This window comes from Xenorhabdus aichiensis (genome assembly GCF_028598775.1).
Taxonomy (GTDB): domain Bacteria; phylum Pseudomonadota; class Gammaproteobacteria; order Enterobacterales; family Enterobacteriaceae; genus Xenorhabdus; species Xenorhabdus bovienii.
Genome location: NZ_JAQRFO010000002.1, coordinates 58,486 through 72,789, shown reverse-complemented (window position 1 = coordinate 72,789; position 14,304 = coordinate 58,486). Strand labels below are relative to the sequence as shown.

At 38.9% G+C, this 14,304-nt stretch carries 14 protein-coding genes and 1 pseudogene; 5 read left to right on the top strand and 10 right to left on the bottom strand.

Going from position 1 to position 14,304, the window contains the following annotated elements:
* The first annotated feature begins 5 nt into the window (after window positions 1–5).
* Window positions 6–1,031, top strand: coding sequence for an L-threonine 3-dehydrogenase (gene tdh, locus PSI22_RS01665; RefSeq protein WP_273578128.1), 1,026 nt, complete (start codon window positions 6–8; stop codon window positions 1,029–1,031).
* Between the two features lie 20 nt (window positions 1,032–1,051).
* Here the strand turns inward: tdh and PSI22_RS01660 are convergent, their stop codons facing one another.
* A complete protein-coding gene (locus PSI22_RS01660; protein WP_370688972.1) occupies window positions 1,052–2,098 on the bottom strand; it encodes a divergent polysaccharide deacetylase family protein in 1,047 nt (348 codons plus the stop codon).
* A 14-nt stretch (window positions 2,099–2,112) separates the two neighbouring features.
* Entirely contained in the window at window positions 2,113–3,420 is a 1,308-nt protein-coding gene (envC, locus tag PSI22_RS01655) for a murein hydrolase activator EnvC (RefSeq protein WP_273578126.1), read from the bottom strand.
* A gap of 335 nt (window positions 3,421–3,755) precedes the next feature.
* On the opposite strand from envC, the gene PSI22_RS01650 reads away from it, so the two are divergent.
* The 4 genes from PSI22_RS01650 (at window position 3,756) to cysE (ending at window position 6,681) form a co-directional block, all read left to right on the top strand.
* Window positions 3,756–4,193: a rhodanese-like domain-containing protein gene (locus PSI22_RS01650; protein WP_038197805.1), complete on the top strand. Its 438-nt coding sequence runs from the start codon at window positions 3,756–3,758 to the stop codon at window positions 4,191–4,193.
* Between the two features lie 73 nt (window positions 4,194–4,266).
* On the top strand, window positions 4,267–4,740 hold the full coding sequence (gene secB / locus PSI22_RS01645) for a protein-export chaperone SecB (protein ID WP_273578124.1): 474 nt from the start codon (window positions 4,267–4,269) through the stop codon (window positions 4,738–4,740).
* Entirely contained in the window at window positions 4,740–5,759 is a 1,020-nt protein-coding gene (gene gpsA / locus PSI22_RS01640) for an NAD(P)H-dependent glycerol-3-phosphate dehydrogenase (RefSeq protein WP_273578122.1), read from the top strand. Before secB ends, gpsA begins: the two co-directional genes overlap by 1 nt.
* Before the next feature lie 100 nt (window positions 5,760–5,859).
* Entirely contained in the window at window positions 5,860–6,681 is an 822-nt protein-coding gene (cysE, locus tag PSI22_RS01635) for a serine O-acetyltransferase (RefSeq protein ID WP_273578120.1), read from the top strand.
* Window positions 6,682–6,750: 69 nt separating this feature from the next.
* On the opposite strand, the gene trmL is transcribed toward cysE, so the two are convergent.
* The 8 genes and pseudogenes from trmL to PSI22_RS01595 form a co-directional block, all read right to left on the bottom strand.
* Entirely contained in the window at window positions 6,751–7,254 is a 504-nt protein-coding gene (trmL, locus tag PSI22_RS01630) for a tRNA (uridine(34)/cytosine(34)/5-carboxymethylaminomethyluridine(34)-2'-O)-methyltransferase TrmL (protein ID WP_046337739.1), read from the bottom strand.
* A complete protein-coding gene (locus tag PSI22_RS01625; protein ID WP_273578118.1) occupies window positions 7,248–7,544 on the bottom strand; it encodes a glycosyltransferase family protein in 297 nt (98 codons plus the stop codon). Before PSI22_RS01625 ends, trmL begins: the two co-directional genes overlap by 7 nt.
* 193 nt (window positions 7,545–7,737) lie before the next feature.
* A pseudogene (locus PSI22_RS01620) lies at window positions 7,738–8,555 on the bottom strand (IS5 family transposase).
* Window positions 8,556–8,597: 42 nt separating this feature from the next.
* Entirely contained in the window at window positions 8,598–8,837 is a 240-nt protein-coding gene (locus PSI22_RS01615; RefSeq protein ID WP_273578116.1) for an NTP transferase domain-containing protein, read from the bottom strand.
* Complete coding sequence (locus PSI22_RS01610) at window positions 8,834–9,787, bottom strand: DMT family transporter (protein WP_273578114.1); 954 nt, start codon at window positions 9,785–9,787, stop codon at window positions 8,834–8,836. The genes PSI22_RS01615 and PSI22_RS01610 overlap by 4 nt, the downstream gene beginning before the upstream one ends.
* A gap of 768 nt (window positions 9,788–10,555) precedes the next feature.
* Entirely contained in the window at window positions 10,556–11,509 is a 954-nt protein-coding gene (locus tag PSI22_RS01605) for an NAD-dependent epimerase/dehydratase family protein (protein ID WP_273578112.1), read from the bottom strand.
* 165 nt (window positions 11,510–11,674) lie between these two features.
* Window positions 11,675–13,126, bottom strand: coding sequence for an oligosaccharide flippase family protein (locus tag PSI22_RS01600; protein WP_273578110.1), 1,452 nt, complete (start codon window positions 13,124–13,126; stop codon window positions 11,675–11,677).
* A gap of 5 nt (window positions 13,127–13,131) precedes the next feature.
* Window positions 13,132–14,286 carry a glucosamine inositolphosphorylceramide transferase family protein gene (locus tag PSI22_RS01595; RefSeq protein WP_273578108.1) on the bottom strand — a complete coding sequence of 385 codons (1,155 nt, stop codon included), beginning with the start codon at window positions 14,284–14,286 and terminating at the stop codon, window positions 13,132–13,134.
* Between the last annotated feature and the right edge of the window lie 18 nt (window positions 14,287–14,304).

Below are 14,304 nucleotides of genomic sequence, written 5' to 3'. Positions count from 1 at the left end.
TCACTATGAAATCATTGTCAAAATTAAAGCCAGAAGAAGGTATTTGGATGGCGGATGTGCCCACACCGGAACTGGGGCACAATGATGTGATGATTAAAATTCGTAAGACCGCCATCTGTGGTACGGATGTGCACATCTATAACTGGGATGACTGGTCTCAGAAAACGATTCCTGTGCCGATGGTGGTAGGGCACGAATATGTCGGTGAAGTCGTCGCGATTGGTCAGGAGGTCAAAGGGTTCAACATCGGTGACCGTGTGTCTGGTGAAGGCCACATCACCTGTGGTCATTGCCGTAACTGCCGAGGTGGGCGTACCCATTTGTGCCGTAATACGACCGGCGTTGGCGTGAACCGTGCGGGTGCATTTGCGGAATATTTGGTTATCCCGGCATTTAATGCCTTCAAAATTCCTGACAATATTCCAGATGAACTCGCCGCTATTTTTGATCCGTTTGGCAATGCTGTTCACACTGCGCTGTCTTTTGATCTGGTCGGGGAAGATGTACTGGTATCTGGTGCCGGCCCGATTGGTATTATGGCGGCGGCGGTGTGTAAGCATGTCGGTGCACGTCATGTCGTAGTTACAGATGTTAATGAATACCGGCTTGATTTGGCGCGTAAAATGGGTGTCACCCGTGCCGTGAATGTCAGTAAGGAAAATTTGACCGATGTCATGAAAGAATTAGGTATGACAGAAGGTTTTGATGTAGGGCTGGAAATGTCAGGCGCGCCACAGGCATTCCGCACCTTATTGAATACCATGAACCACGGTGGGCGCATTGCCCTGTTGGGGATCCCACCTTCAGATATGGCGATAGATTGGAATCAGGTCATCTTTAAGGGGCTGTTTATCAAAGGGATCTATGGCCGTGAAATGTTCGAAACATGGTACAAAATGGCGGCATTGATCCAGTCTGGTTTAGATCTGACCCCGATTATCACTCACCAATTCTCGATTGATGATTTCCAAAAAGGCTTTGATATCATGCGTTCAGGGCAATCTGGCAAAGTGATCCTGAATTGGGATTAACTGACTATCTGGAATAGCCGTTAAAAATCAGCACAGGCGTCTGTCGTTGTACGGGCGCCTGTGTTGCCTTGTACTGTTTTATCTTTTTGCGGAGACTCTGTTTTTCCTGCATGGTGTAGCACTTCTTGTTGTTTTGATGTTTTTCCCAAAAGTTTATTAATGTGCTGACTCAACGTCTCAACAATAGCATTGTGCGTTAATGCGTTGCCTACTCTCTTGAGATAATCCAGTTTGGTTGCAGGTACGGTTTCTGGCTCATGAGGTTTTGCACATTTACGTGCAATCTGGTGATCGTTTTGGCTCGCTGAAGTGGGGTTTAACAGCCTGCTGGGTGTTACCAGTTCAATATCGCCAGGTAAAGTTGCGAGTGCTTGCTGTAAGGCCCGAACCGTGGTTGGGTAAGGGTGCCCAATGGCAATGGCAGAACCTTGCTTACGGGCAAGAGCAATGGCTCGATTGAGTTGATGCCGAGTTTCTGCTTCTGTCTGCACATTATCCAGAAAAACATGACGGCGGAGCACCTGAACGGGCGTTCCCATCGCTGCTTTGGTGACTTGTGTCTTGCCAATGGTCACGCTATCCAGAAAGTAGAGATGGCGGTAAGAAGATAACACTTGCATCACTTTCTCCATGCCATTAAGACTGGATGTCATTGCACTGCCCATATGATTATTCACGCCCGTGGCATGAGGAACTTTCTGTATGGCATCGTGAATAATACGGCCAATTTCTTCTCGGCTCATGGAAGGATGCAGCGTATTTTTCTCCAATGGTTGTTTACTGAGTGGAGCCATTGGCAGATGGATCAAAATCTCCCGGCCTTGTTTATGGGCTTTTTGCGCCATTTCCCGGCCGTGTGGGGAATCTGGCAATATTGCGATAGAAACCGCCGTCGGCATTTGTAATATCTTGTTTTCATGCTGAACACGATAGCCAAAGTCATCAATAACAATGGCCAGACGTGTGGCATGAGCATTCAGGGTAAACAGTAATGATAGGCAAAACAGGAGCATCCAAAATAACAGTGTGAACGGGATAACTCGCCTTATTAACCGAGACTTCACCATTATTTTCTCTTCCCCTATTTTCCTAACCACGGTAATGGGTTAACCGCCCGACCTTGGCGGCGGATCTCAAAATACAGTGAAGGCTGCTGCTGCCCGCCGCTGCTGCCAACCAACGCTATAGGTTGCCCGGCTCGTACCTGTTGCCCAACACTGACCAGCGTCGTTTTGTTATAACCATAAATGCTCATATCTCCTTTGCCGTGTTGCACTACGACAACCAAACCATAGCCTTGGAGCCAGTCTGCCAACAGTACCCGTCCATCTGAAATCGCTTTCACTTCCGTATTGTCTGCTGCGGCAATGACGATCCCTTTCCAGCGCAGCTCACCTTGTATTGCCTCACCAAAACTATGAATGATTCGACCGCGTACTGGCCAGATTGCCTGCCCGGCCGGGCGACCAAGCCCATCCGTTCGAGCCATCAGCGAGCGTTCTTCTTCCGTCGGTTTGTAGCGGGAGCCTTTCTGTTGAGCCTGTTTCTGCTTGGCTGCGACTTGTGCGCGGACGCGTGCGGCTTCACGAGCCTCACGTTCAGCACGGGCTTTGGCTTCTCGCTCTGCTTTGGCAATCTTGTTTCTTAGCTGGGCTTCATTTTGCCGAAGTTCGGTCAGACTTTGTTGATCTTTTTGCAGTGAAGATTCAAGCTCCGTTAACGTTTTTTGCCGTGCAATATGGGCAACTTCCATTTTCTGCTTTTGTTGCTTTTGGCTGCTCAGTATCGTTTTCTGCTCATTTTGTTTTTCCAGTTGCAGCTTTTTTTGCTGGTTAAGCTGCTCGGTCGTTTTTTGCAGTTTGTTGATCGTTTCCTGACGCGCCTGATTCAGATAGCTGTAATAAGCCAGTATCCGTTCTTTGCGTTGAGTTTCCTGGCCATTGAACAGCAGTTCTAACCCTTGGTGATTTCCCTGCCGGAAGGCTGAGTCCAATTGTTTGGCAAGCAGCCGACGCTGTTCTTTTTGTTGCGTTTGCAGGCGTTTGATATTTGCATTCAGTGATGTAATCTCATTGCCCAGTTTATTCAGGTGGGTTTGGGTGCCATGTAGAGAAAGCCCCACTTCTGAGATTGTGCTCTCTTGTTCCTTTAATTGACTCAGTAGATTAGTGCGTTTTTTTTGCTGCTGTTTTACACTTTTCTCTTTCTCGGCAATATCCTGCTGAATATCCTTGAGCTGGTCTTTATTCTCTGAAATCTGATTGGCAAAGGTATCTGTACTGAAAAAGGCAAACAGCAATATACAGAGCAATAAGCTTCTGTTTTGGGGTTGCCATTGATCCTGCTTCTGCCGATGATTACGGCTTTTTAGATCCTTACTATCAGCCATCTTATTGAGTACCTTGCCTAACATATCGTGTCCGATTATTTCATGAGGGGTTGCCTCTGACCAGAGAACAGACTGTTTTTTATCTTTTTAAATAATATAAATTTTAGTTAATTTAGCCCATTTATTGGTGAAAATCCTGTGTCGACTCAGTGTGACATAAAATATTTTGGCGAAGCATGGCAATCAAATGGATATCCGAGGATTTTTACTTTTTCTCGAAACTCTCCGCAAAATCTGCACTGGGTTGGCGCTAATTGGCTGTAATTGACGCAGCACACAGGTATACTCTGCTACCTTAGATATTTGTTATTAACTAACGGGAGTTGTTTCCCCCCATGCTGCAAGAAATCATGCAATTTATTAGCCGGAACACGATCCTGAGCCTTGCCTGGATTGCATTGCTGGTGGCTGTCATTGTCATGACGGCAAAAAGCGTGTTCTCCAAGAGTAAAGAGATCACTCGTGCACAGGCTATCCATTTCATCAATAAGGAAGATGCTATCGTCGTGGATTTACGCTCCCGTGACGATTTCCGCAGAGGGCATATTATTGGTTCCGTTAACCTGACGCCATCTGAGATTAAAGAAAATAATCTGGGTGAGTTTGAAAAGCATAAAAAACAGCTTGTCATTGTGGTTTCAGCGAATGGGCTGGAATCCAGAACGCCGGCTGAGCATCTGATCCGAGCTGGTTTTGAACAGGTTTATTCCCTGAAAGAGGGGATTACTGGGTGGTCAGGTGAAAATCTGCCATTGGCCCGCGGCAAAAAATAACGAACACAGGTGTAAGCGGTATGCTTACACCATCAAGGTTTAATCAGGACGTCTTAACAAGGTAAAAATCATTATGTCAGAACAAAACAACACCGAAATGGCTTTCCAGATCCAGCGTATCTACACGAAAGACGTTTCTTTCGAAGCACCGAAGGCACCTCAGATTTTCCAGCTGGAGTGGCAGCCGGAAGTCAAATTGGATTTGGATACCGCCTCCAATGAATTAGTTCAGGGAGTCTATGAAGTTGTTCTGCGTGTTACCGTCACGGCAGCATTAGGGGAAGAAACGGCGTTCCTGTGTGAAGTTCAGCAGGCGGGTATTTTCTCTATCGACGGTATTGATGGAACCCAACTGGCACATTGTTTAGGCGCTTATTGCCCGAACATTCTGTTCCCATATGCCCGTGAGTGCATCACCAGCCTAGTGGGCCGTGGTACTTTCCCACAACTGAACCTGGCGCCAGTCAACTTTGATGCACTGTTCATGAATTACCTGCAACAGCAGGCTGAACAGTCTGAGCCTAGTGAGACTACTCAGGAAGCCTGATGAATACCGCTTCCATGACAGTCATCGGTGCCGGTTCATACGGCACCGCTTTAGCCATCACACTGGCTCGCAACGGGCATGAAGTCGTGCTCTGGGGGCATAACCCTCAGCATATCCACGCTTTGCAGCAGGCGCGTTGCAATCAGGCATTTTTGCCGGATATTTCTTTCCCTGATAACTTATTGCTTGAAGCAGACCTGAAGAATGCGGTTTCAACCAGCAGTAATATTCTGATCGTGGTTCCCAGCCATGTTTTCGGGGATGTGTTACAGCAGATAAAACCACATTTACAACCGGACTCCCGTATTGTCTGGGCAACGAAAGGCCTTGAAGCCGAAACCGGGCGTTTATTGCAGGATGTGGCACGTGAGATATTAGGTAACGAAATCCCATTGGCGGTGGTATCTGGCCCGACATTCGCCAAAGAACTGGCGGCAGGTTTGCCGACCGCGATTGCTGTATCTGCGACGACACCTGAATTTGGCGAACAACTCCAGCAGCTTTTTCACTGCGGCAAAAGTTTTCGTGTGTACAAAAACCCAGATTTCATTGGCGTGCAGCTTGGCGGCGCAATAAAAAATGTTATTGCAATTGGTGCCGGGATATCTGATGGTATGGGTTTTGGGGCAAATGCTCGCACAGCATTAATCACCCGAGGCTTGGCCGAGATGAGTCGCCTTGGTATCGCATTAGGGGCTGATCCTTCGACATTTATGGGTATGGCCGGATTGGGTGATTTAGTTTTGACCTGTACTGATAACCAATCTCGTAACCGTCGTTTTGGCATGATGCTGGGACAAGGTATCAGCGTTGACGATGCACAACATGAGATCGGGCAAGTTGTTGAAGGCTATCGTAATACCAAAGAAGCTCGGGCATTGGCAGAACGAGCCGGTGTTGAAATGCCGATTACAGAGCAGATCTATCAGATACTATATTGTAATAAGAACGTTATCGAAGCAGCCCAGACATTATTGGGCAGAGCGACAAGAGATGAGGGAGAAAGCCTTAACTCTTGAGTTAGCTAAAATAGCCGTAAGTCCTCGTTCGATGTATCAAGGTGTACCGTGGGAAGTAAGTCCAATTAGGGCGGGAAACAGTCAAATGAGAATGATTGCTATGTCTCGAGAAGAACTGAACGAAGTCTGGCAAAATATAAAAAATGAAGCGAGAGTACTGGCTGATTGTGAACCCATGTTAGCCAGTTTTTTTCACGCGACATTACTCAAGCATGAAAACCTTGGTAGTGCCCTGAGCTATATGCTGGCAAATAAACTGGCAACACCGATTATGCCTGCGATTGCGGTCAGAGAAGTTGTTGAAGATGCCTATCGCAGCGATCCAGAGATGATTGGCTCGGCAGCCCGTGATATCAAAGCTGTTCGCCTGCGCGACCCTGCCGTGGACAAATACTCAACACCGCTACTCTACCTTAAAGGTTTCCATGCATTACAGGCATACCGCATAGCACACTGGCTCTGGAAGCAAGAGCGCCAGGCGTTGGCGATTTACATGCAAAATCAGATATCCGTCTCTTTTGGTGTCGATATTCACCCAGCCGCGAAAATTGGCTGCGGTATCATGCTCGACCACGCAACCGGTATTGTGATTGGTGAAACCGCAGTTGTTGAGAATGATGTCTCCATTCTGCAATCCGTCACACTTGGCGGTACAGGTAAGGCGGGCGGGGATCGTCATCCGAAAGTGCGTGAAGGGGTGATGATTGGTGCTGGCTCTAAGATCCTCGGCAATATTGAAATTGGCCGTGGCGCAAAAATTGGGGCGGGTTCTGTTGTCTTACGTCCTGTTCCGCCTCATACCACCGTGGCGGGCGTACCGGCGCGGATTGTGGGTAAACCAGAAAGTGACAAACCATCACTGGATATGAACCAGCATTTTAATGGTATCAGTAATGGGTTTGAGTATGGGGATGGGATTTGAGATCCGATCGCTGTTTGTAATAAAGAATTAAGGCCATTCAGCGTGATACAAGCGCTGAATGGCCTAATATTAATCCCGCAATAACGCCCCTGAATATCCCAACTGCCGCCATGCTTCAAAAACCACCACAGCCACAGAATTGGAAAGATTCATACTGCGACTATCTGATAGCATAGGGATCCTGATCTTCTGCTCTGTTGGCATATTATCTAACACATAAGCGGGTAACCCACGGGTTTCTGGGCCAAACATCAGGTAATCACCATCCCGATAGCTGACATTACTGTGCGCTGGCGTGCCTTTTGTGGTTAAGGCAAACAACCGCACCCCAGTAGGGGATTGTGAGTTCACCGGACTTAAACCTTCACTTTCCAAGAAAGCATGGAAATCATGGTGTTGTTTAATGTTGGCGAACTCGTGGTAATCCAACCCTGCGCGACGCAGGCGTTTGTCATCCCACGTGAAACCCAAGGGTTGGATTAAGTGAAGCTGGCAGCCCGTGTTGGCACAAAGGCGAATGATGTTTCCCGTGTTAGGCGGGATTTCTGGTTCGAATAAGACGATGTTTAGCATGTTTTAATCAGATAGTTACAGATATAGTTGTAATTTTCTACAGTATCCATTTCAGCGGCGTGTGTTTTTTCTACCAAGTGGATACTAACTTCTATTTTATCTAGCAGAGCGATTGGTATATTATCCCAATAAAGTTTACTATTTTCTAATGTCTCATTATCTAGATACTTAGGAAGTTCTTTTTTTATAATATCACATGCAAATGTATTCCAGTAAGATATGCCAAGAAGAGAAGGAGCATTAATATTACTGATTTGCATGCTTTCAGTTATTCCATTTTTGTTTAACATAGGTACCCATTCTTTATCAATGCTTTCTGGCCGTTCAATGACATAATAAGAACTTCTGTCTAATGGGAAGAAAATATTGTCTAATAATACTACATCAGCATCTATTACTATGGAATTATTAAAAAATTCAGAGACTAAATTAAAAGAGTATATACTGTTGTAATCTACATAATGTGAGTTATAAATTTAGAGCCTATCCCAATAGGATTATATTCCAGACAATTAAACTACAAGCCAAATGAAGCATGGCTTCATAATTTTCAACCCGTTTTTCCCAACGGACCAGAATACGACGAAAACGATTAAGCCAACTGTGTGTCCTTTCAACAACCCAACGATTCACTTTAAAATCATCTTGTTCGGCCAGCGCATCTTGTTCTTCTTTTCTTGATTGTATGCAGGGGACGTATCCACGAGTTTTTAATTCTTTTTCCAGCCATTCCGCCTCATAAGCTTTATCCAGATGGAGTTGGGTGCCATAACCCCGGCGTCCTGTCTGTAAACCGTCCAGGGTGGCTATAACAAGTCTGATATCATGAATATTAGCGGGCGCAACGGCAATCGCTAATGGCAAGCCCTGTCCATCCGTGAGCAAACTTCGCTTTACGCCTTGTTTTCCCCGGTCTGTTGGGTTGCGGCCTGTTTTTTTGAGCCGGCCAGGGGCGCTTTAGTCAAACAGCCATCCAGTGCCAATTTGCCCCAGTCGATAGCCCCTATTTTTTCACTGGCGAGTAAGCCATTTTGCCAGAGTCGCTCAAAGACGCCTGCCGCCACCCATTCCTGAAAACGGCGGTGGGCACTGCTTGAAGAACAAATCCCTGTAGCATTGAGGGCATTCCACTGGCATCCGGTTCGTCACACAAAAAAGATAGCATTCATAGCGGCCCGATTATCGACACGGCGACGATGGCAGCCCAAAGGGTGATGGGTTTTATGTGGAGGGAGCAAGGGTTCAATTTTCTGCCAGAGTTCATCAGAAATGAACCATTGGGCTATTGATTTCTTATTCATGAAAAAATCCCCTAAATGTAAAAAAATAGGCTGACTATAATATCAAATACTTCCTATTGGGATACACTCTAAGTTACATTGATGCTTTTCTTTTAGATAATCGAATAAATGAGACATATGCCCAGTCACTATATGTATTTCATTTATTCCAAATTCTTTTAGATACTGTATAGTGCGTTCAATGTTAGGTATGCCATTAATAGGCAGTAATGCTTTATGGTTATTAATGGTCAGTTCTTTGAATCGAGAACCTAAACCTGCAGCTAAAATTATTGCATTCATTTGAGATCTAATCTTAATTTTTTGATATCACGAGGATTAACAGCTGTTAAAAATGAACCTAAAGAAACGCCAACACATGTAAGTAATAAATTTATAGAAATGGGTTCATCTATAATTAGATAGGCGAATATAACTGCCCAGACAGAATAAGTTATATTTAAAGCCATGGCTCGGATAGGGAGGAGTTTTTCTATAGCACGATAGTAAAATAGGTAGGATACTGTGGCAGCTAAAGAAGTTATAAATAGTAAAGTAGATAATTTAACATCTGAGAAAATATATGCTACCCCGGGAAAAGAGTGAATAAATACTATGATAAGGATAAAGTAACCTAATGAGGATGATAATTGCCTTATAAAATAAGCAATATCTGAAGGGATGTTTTTATTCATACCATAAGAACTGATAACTACTTCAGATCCCCAACCTAATGCACATAGAAAAGCAAACAGAAAGCCTATCCATCCAGATACAATTTGAGTTGATGCTGAATAGCCTAATATCATTGTACATACTATTGCTAATAGCAATCCAAACAATCCTATGTAGTGAATTCTATCTTTAAGTATAATAAATGATATTAATGCTCCAACTGCAGGGTATAATGCTGAAATGGTTGCTGTATATCCGATGCCGATATATTTAATTGCTAAAATATAGAAAGACATACCTATCGGGCCACCAAATATAGCAGCTAGCACAATGATTAAATTCTTTTTGTCTTTAAAAATGGAAAATATTTCTTTATGCTTTTTTTTATATACTAGAAAAAATGTCATGTACCCAAATGAAATTAAATCATTCATAAAAGCAATGATTATAGGGATCATGAAATAAGAGGAAAGTGTATGGTTTTTTAGTAATAAAGCCAAGAGTACACCGCTTAACCCCCAAAAAATTCCGGAAAGTAGTCCGTAGAAATTTGCGGGGATGTTATTATTAACTTTCATGATTTATATTATGTTTCACTATAGGTTTATAAATATGATAATAAACTATTTTATTTGCGTTTTAATCTGAGCTATTTATGATAACTACTGAGATAGAATGTTAGCAAATGAATTATATTTTAATATCGGCAATGTTTACATTTTCAATTAAATTAGTATGAAAATATTTGTCTGAAATATATGGTATTTCTATTGTTGTCGTCATGAAACTCACTCCATAATAATTAATTAAAAATTCGGTTTTGTTACTAAGTGAAATGAATTTTATTCAAAAGCTTTTAATTCAATTGGATGAATCAAGTGGGTACATACCAAAGTTTATCGTGTAGAAAAAAATTTTATCTCTTATAGTAGCAAGGAATTTTTTCCAATCAAGACGGAAATTTTCTCTAATGCTGTTAATGTATTATTGGAATGTATATAGTACGGAAAGGTCATATTTATGGTATCTTTGATTTCTTTCTGAGAATTGAAAAATAGATAGAATAGTATAAATACAACTAATTATTTTTTAAATATTTTTTTTGATTTTATTTATAATCATTTTTCATGTCTATGATGATAATGTTAGTGCATATATCTCTTAATTTAATTAAGAGTAATATATGGATTTTTATAATGAGGTATAGATAAATATAGTATATATTTCGGATATATTTGTTGGGAATTTTTTTGATTACGGACAGTGCATATGACTTAGAGTACATAATGTGATTCATTGAAAAGTGTTGAGCACTGTCCTGGTAGAAATAAACTAAGAATATGTATTTATAAATGGTTAAATTCTGTTTGAACGGTATTGGCTATACCTTGCTCAAGTGTTACTGGCGGCACAAATCCTGTCTGAGCTATAGTATCAGACTTAAATTGAGTACGTGCACAGAATTTTTTCACTCGAATGCTACTTATTGGAAATTCTTTTCCTATGATTTTAGATAGCACATCGAAAAAATAACCACCTAAAATTCCAACTGGATATGGTATGCTAATATTGGATTTATTTTTTCCAAGAGCTTTACAAATAACACCTGTTAGTTCGTTCATAGTAAAATCTGGTTTGTCGACATAATTGAAAACGTGGTGTCCTGGCGGGAATGTTGTTGCAAATTTTAAGAAAGCAGCAACATTTTCAACATATGCCATTGATTTTTCATTATTCCCTGAACCTATCATTAAGAAACGTCCAGAGGCTATCTGTTTAAATAAATTATAAACATTACCTCTATTATTTTCACCAAAAACAACTGTTGGTCGAATAGTCACTAATGTTCTATCTGATTTCTTTCCTTGCCAAGAATTATATGTATGTTCAGCTTCTAGTTTTGACTTGCCGTAATCATTGAAGGCATTGAAATCACCATTTTCATCAGTTTCTTTTTCTACAAAGCCATAAACTGCGACAGAAGAGGTAAAAATAATGTATTTTATATTTAATTTTTCGGCTGCTTTACAGACGTTTTTTGCACCTTCAACATTTACATCATAGTACAGTTTTATTGGACTAACATTATCTTTATGTTCTGCTGCCAGATTAATTATAATAGAGGTATTTTCTAAAGATTTTAATAGAGTTTCTGGTTTAGTGACATCACCATACTCCCAATTATCAGGAAAAACTTCACTTTTATTTTTGTCTATAATTTTAAATGGAATATTCTCTTTTTTCAATTGCATGGAGAGACGAGTTCCGATGAATCCTGAACCACCTATTATTTTGATCATTTTACATCCTTACTTAGAGGGAAAGCTAATTTATTTACAGATTTTCATAATATGATGATATAAGTATAATAAAAAGTGCTTATATTATGGATAGTGATATTTTAAATATATAAAAATGATATGGTTACTGAAGACCTTATAGAGGAGGATTTTTCAGTGAAAATGTTATTTTCTTCTAAATACTTTCTTTATTAGATCTTGTGATATTTGTTCTTTTGTAATATATAAAATAATTATATAGATTATAGATGTATACACTATACTTATTAGTGTAAAAATATAAACCCCATCAATGTAATTTCGGAAAAAATTAATGCTAATTATTGGTAGAGAGGCGAAAGTATAAATACAGATACTTTTGTTAAAAATCTTAATTTTAATACCTTCTTTATAATATATATATGCATAGAGAAGTAAACACAGAACAGATAATATCGATATTGTAATGAGTATACTATTTTCAGCTGTTAGATGATTTCTATTATATATCTTTATAAATATGTTTATAAGGCTAAATATTACTAATAGTTTAATGAAGACCTTTTCTTTATTTAAAGCAAATAAAACTTGGCTGCCTAATATTTTTAATAATGAAAATATTATTATATATAAAATAAATATTTTCATTACAGGTGCGGCATTTATATATTCGGATGCCCCAAATATATAAAGAATTTCCTTGGATAAAGATAATCCCCCGAATAATAATGGTATTATTATCATCATTAACGCGGTAAAAATACGTTGTATCAAATTACGAAACTCTTTTGGATCAGAATTTGCGAGTATAGATAATCTGGGTAAAGTTACTTGAGTCAAAGTTGAAGATAATACAACGATTATTAATATTATTTTCTCAACAAGACTATAAAATGCTACTTCTTCTATTGATGAATATGCTCCTAGCATTATTTTATCAAAACTGAAGAAGAAAAACCCAATGTCAATAATAAATAATGTCGAGAGTACCTTTTTAAAGTGTTTTTTCAGTAAGCTAGTCTTAATAAGACTTATAGAGAAGGAAATATTTTTTTTATATAATAAAATATAAAAAAATGATATAAAAGCGTTAGTTGCATCAAATAATATATTTAACCAAACATATATTATATAGTCTTCTTTAGCATTTACTAACAAATACATTAAAATTAAAGATATTGCTCTACATAACATCGTTTTTAATGATATGAATTTATATTCTTCATAAGCTTCATTAACCCACTCTATATCAAAAGCTAAAAGTAATAGTTTAAATACAAGGATAATAGATATGACATGGATTTTTTGATCTGATATAAAGAAGAAAATTATAAATAAATAAATTACTAAAGAAAATAAAACAGTAAATATATTTATTAAATATATATTGGAAAATAATTCAGATGCTTTTTTTTTATCTATTCTTATTTTTCCTAGCTCTCTTATAGAATAATAAGAAAGGCCTAATACAGCTATAGAATTTATATATGCGTAGATGCTTTCGGCATAATTAACAGCACCAATGTTATCTGGTGATAATGTACGATATACGTAAGGTATAACTAGTGCTGGCAGAGTAAATCTGAATAGATTTAATGCCAACTTATATATACCATTGATAGTGATTGATTTTGACATGTTAATTATTTATTGATGATTTTTTTTAAAATACGAAGAGAATTTTTTCCTAATGAATAAATATCTTTATTGATTATTTTTAGATCTGTAATTTCTATATCATTAGCAATATTATATGTGTGCATTGCTATTGTATTTTTTGGTAAGTTGAATTTGGATATTAGTTCTTCATGATATCCGTCTTTAGATAATTGATTTATCCTCATTATATTAACTTTATATCCATATCGACGAGAACAATCTTGTGATACTCTATACAGAGTACCTGTGCTGTCTTTATAAATAGAACCAGCATTACGCGCTAATGAAATATCATGTACAGAAGGAATATTGGAAATGCGCTGAAATGGTAATGTTAATGGATCTTCGCTTGTAAATATAGTTAACTCATCTCCATAGGGGGCTCCACAAACTTTTTCGCTAGTAAATAGGTACCAGATACCTTCTTTCTCAATCAAAATTGTATCAACGGCTTGAATGTTATTAATAAGAGTTCTGACTTTATTCCATTGATATGGAAATTCAATACACTTATAAAGATCAATCGTATTATTTTCTGATGATTCAGGGATCATATATAATTCATCATTGATTTTAAATATATATGGAAATGATAAATGGTAATTCTTATCAATAATTGTCTTAACATTTATCAACTTGTTTTCTTTCGTATCTAACTCACCAACAGAGATATATCCACGATTGATGTCATAATTTAATGCTTCATAAAAAACATAATATTTATTATTATTATAATAAATAAAAGGATCTGCCATTAACTCATTTTTTTTGTATTTGATACGAGTCCAATGTTCATCACCGTTTCTGCGATATGCAATGATCCATTGATTTGGCATAAATAATTTTATGATTACGTTTTTTACTATCAAAAATAAAAAGTATAGAATAAATTCTATGAATAGTGTTCTTTTAGAATTAATAATATGAACTTCTTGGTTGAATCTTTTTTCGAATAAAGATATTTTTTCGTTAATAATTTTTTTATTTTTTGAAAATGAAACTCTATTGGGTAGTAAGGATGATTCAATGACTCGGCCATCAGAAAATAAAAACGTTAATGTCAACTTGTCATAAAATAGACATGAATTTACAACCTCATAATCAATAGATTTACCACTACCAATTTTTACACTAATCAAAATATCCCCCTAATAAAT

Bases quoted from the DNA above. Each gene is read 5' to 3' on its own strand.
- PSI22_RS01615 (WP_273578116.1), bottom strand. From the start codon at position 8,837: ATGAATGCAATAATTTTAGCTGCAGGTTTAGGTTCTCGATTCAAAGAA.
- PSI22_RS01600 (WP_273578110.1), bottom strand. From the start codon at position 13,126: ATGTCAAAATCAATCACTATCAATGGTATATATAAGTTGGCATTAAAT.
- cysE (WP_273578120.1), top strand. From the start codon at position 5,860: ATGTCTCGAGAAGAACTGAACGAAGTCTGGCAAAATATAAAAAATGAA.
- trmL (WP_046337739.1), bottom strand. From the start codon at position 7,254: ATGCTAAACATCGTCTTATTCGAACCAGAAATCCCGCCTAACACGGGA.
- PSI22_RS01625 (WP_273578118.1), bottom strand. From the start codon at position 7,544: ATGTTAAACAAAAATGGAATAACTGAAAGCATGCAAATCAGTAATATT.
- tdh (WP_273578128.1), top strand. From the start codon at position 6: ATGAAATCATTGTCAAAATTAAAGCCAGAAGAAGGTATTTGGATGGCG.
- PSI22_RS01650 (WP_038197805.1), top strand. From the start codon at position 3,756: ATGCTGCAAGAAATCATGCAATTTATTAGCCGGAACACGATCCTGAGC.
- envC (WP_273578126.1), bottom strand. From the start codon at position 3,420: ATGGCTGATAGTAAGGATCTAAAAAGCCGTAATCATCGGCAGAAGCAG.
- PSI22_RS01660 (WP_370688972.1), bottom strand. From the start codon at position 2,098: ATGGTGAAGTCTCGGTTAATAAGGCGAGTTATCCCGTTCACACTGTTA.
- secB (WP_273578124.1), top strand. From the start codon at position 4,267: ATGTCAGAACAAAACAACACCGAAATGGCTTTCCAGATCCAGCGTATC.
- PSI22_RS01605 (WP_273578112.1), bottom strand. From the start codon at position 11,509: ATGATCAAAATAATAGGTGGTTCAGGATTCATCGGAACTCGTCTCTCC.
- gpsA (WP_273578122.1), top strand. From the start codon at position 4,740: ATGAATACCGCTTCCATGACAGTCATCGGTGCCGGTTCATACGGCACC.
- PSI22_RS01610 (WP_273578114.1), bottom strand. From the start codon at position 9,787: ATGAAAGTTAATAATAACATCCCCGCAAATTTCTACGGACTACTTTCC.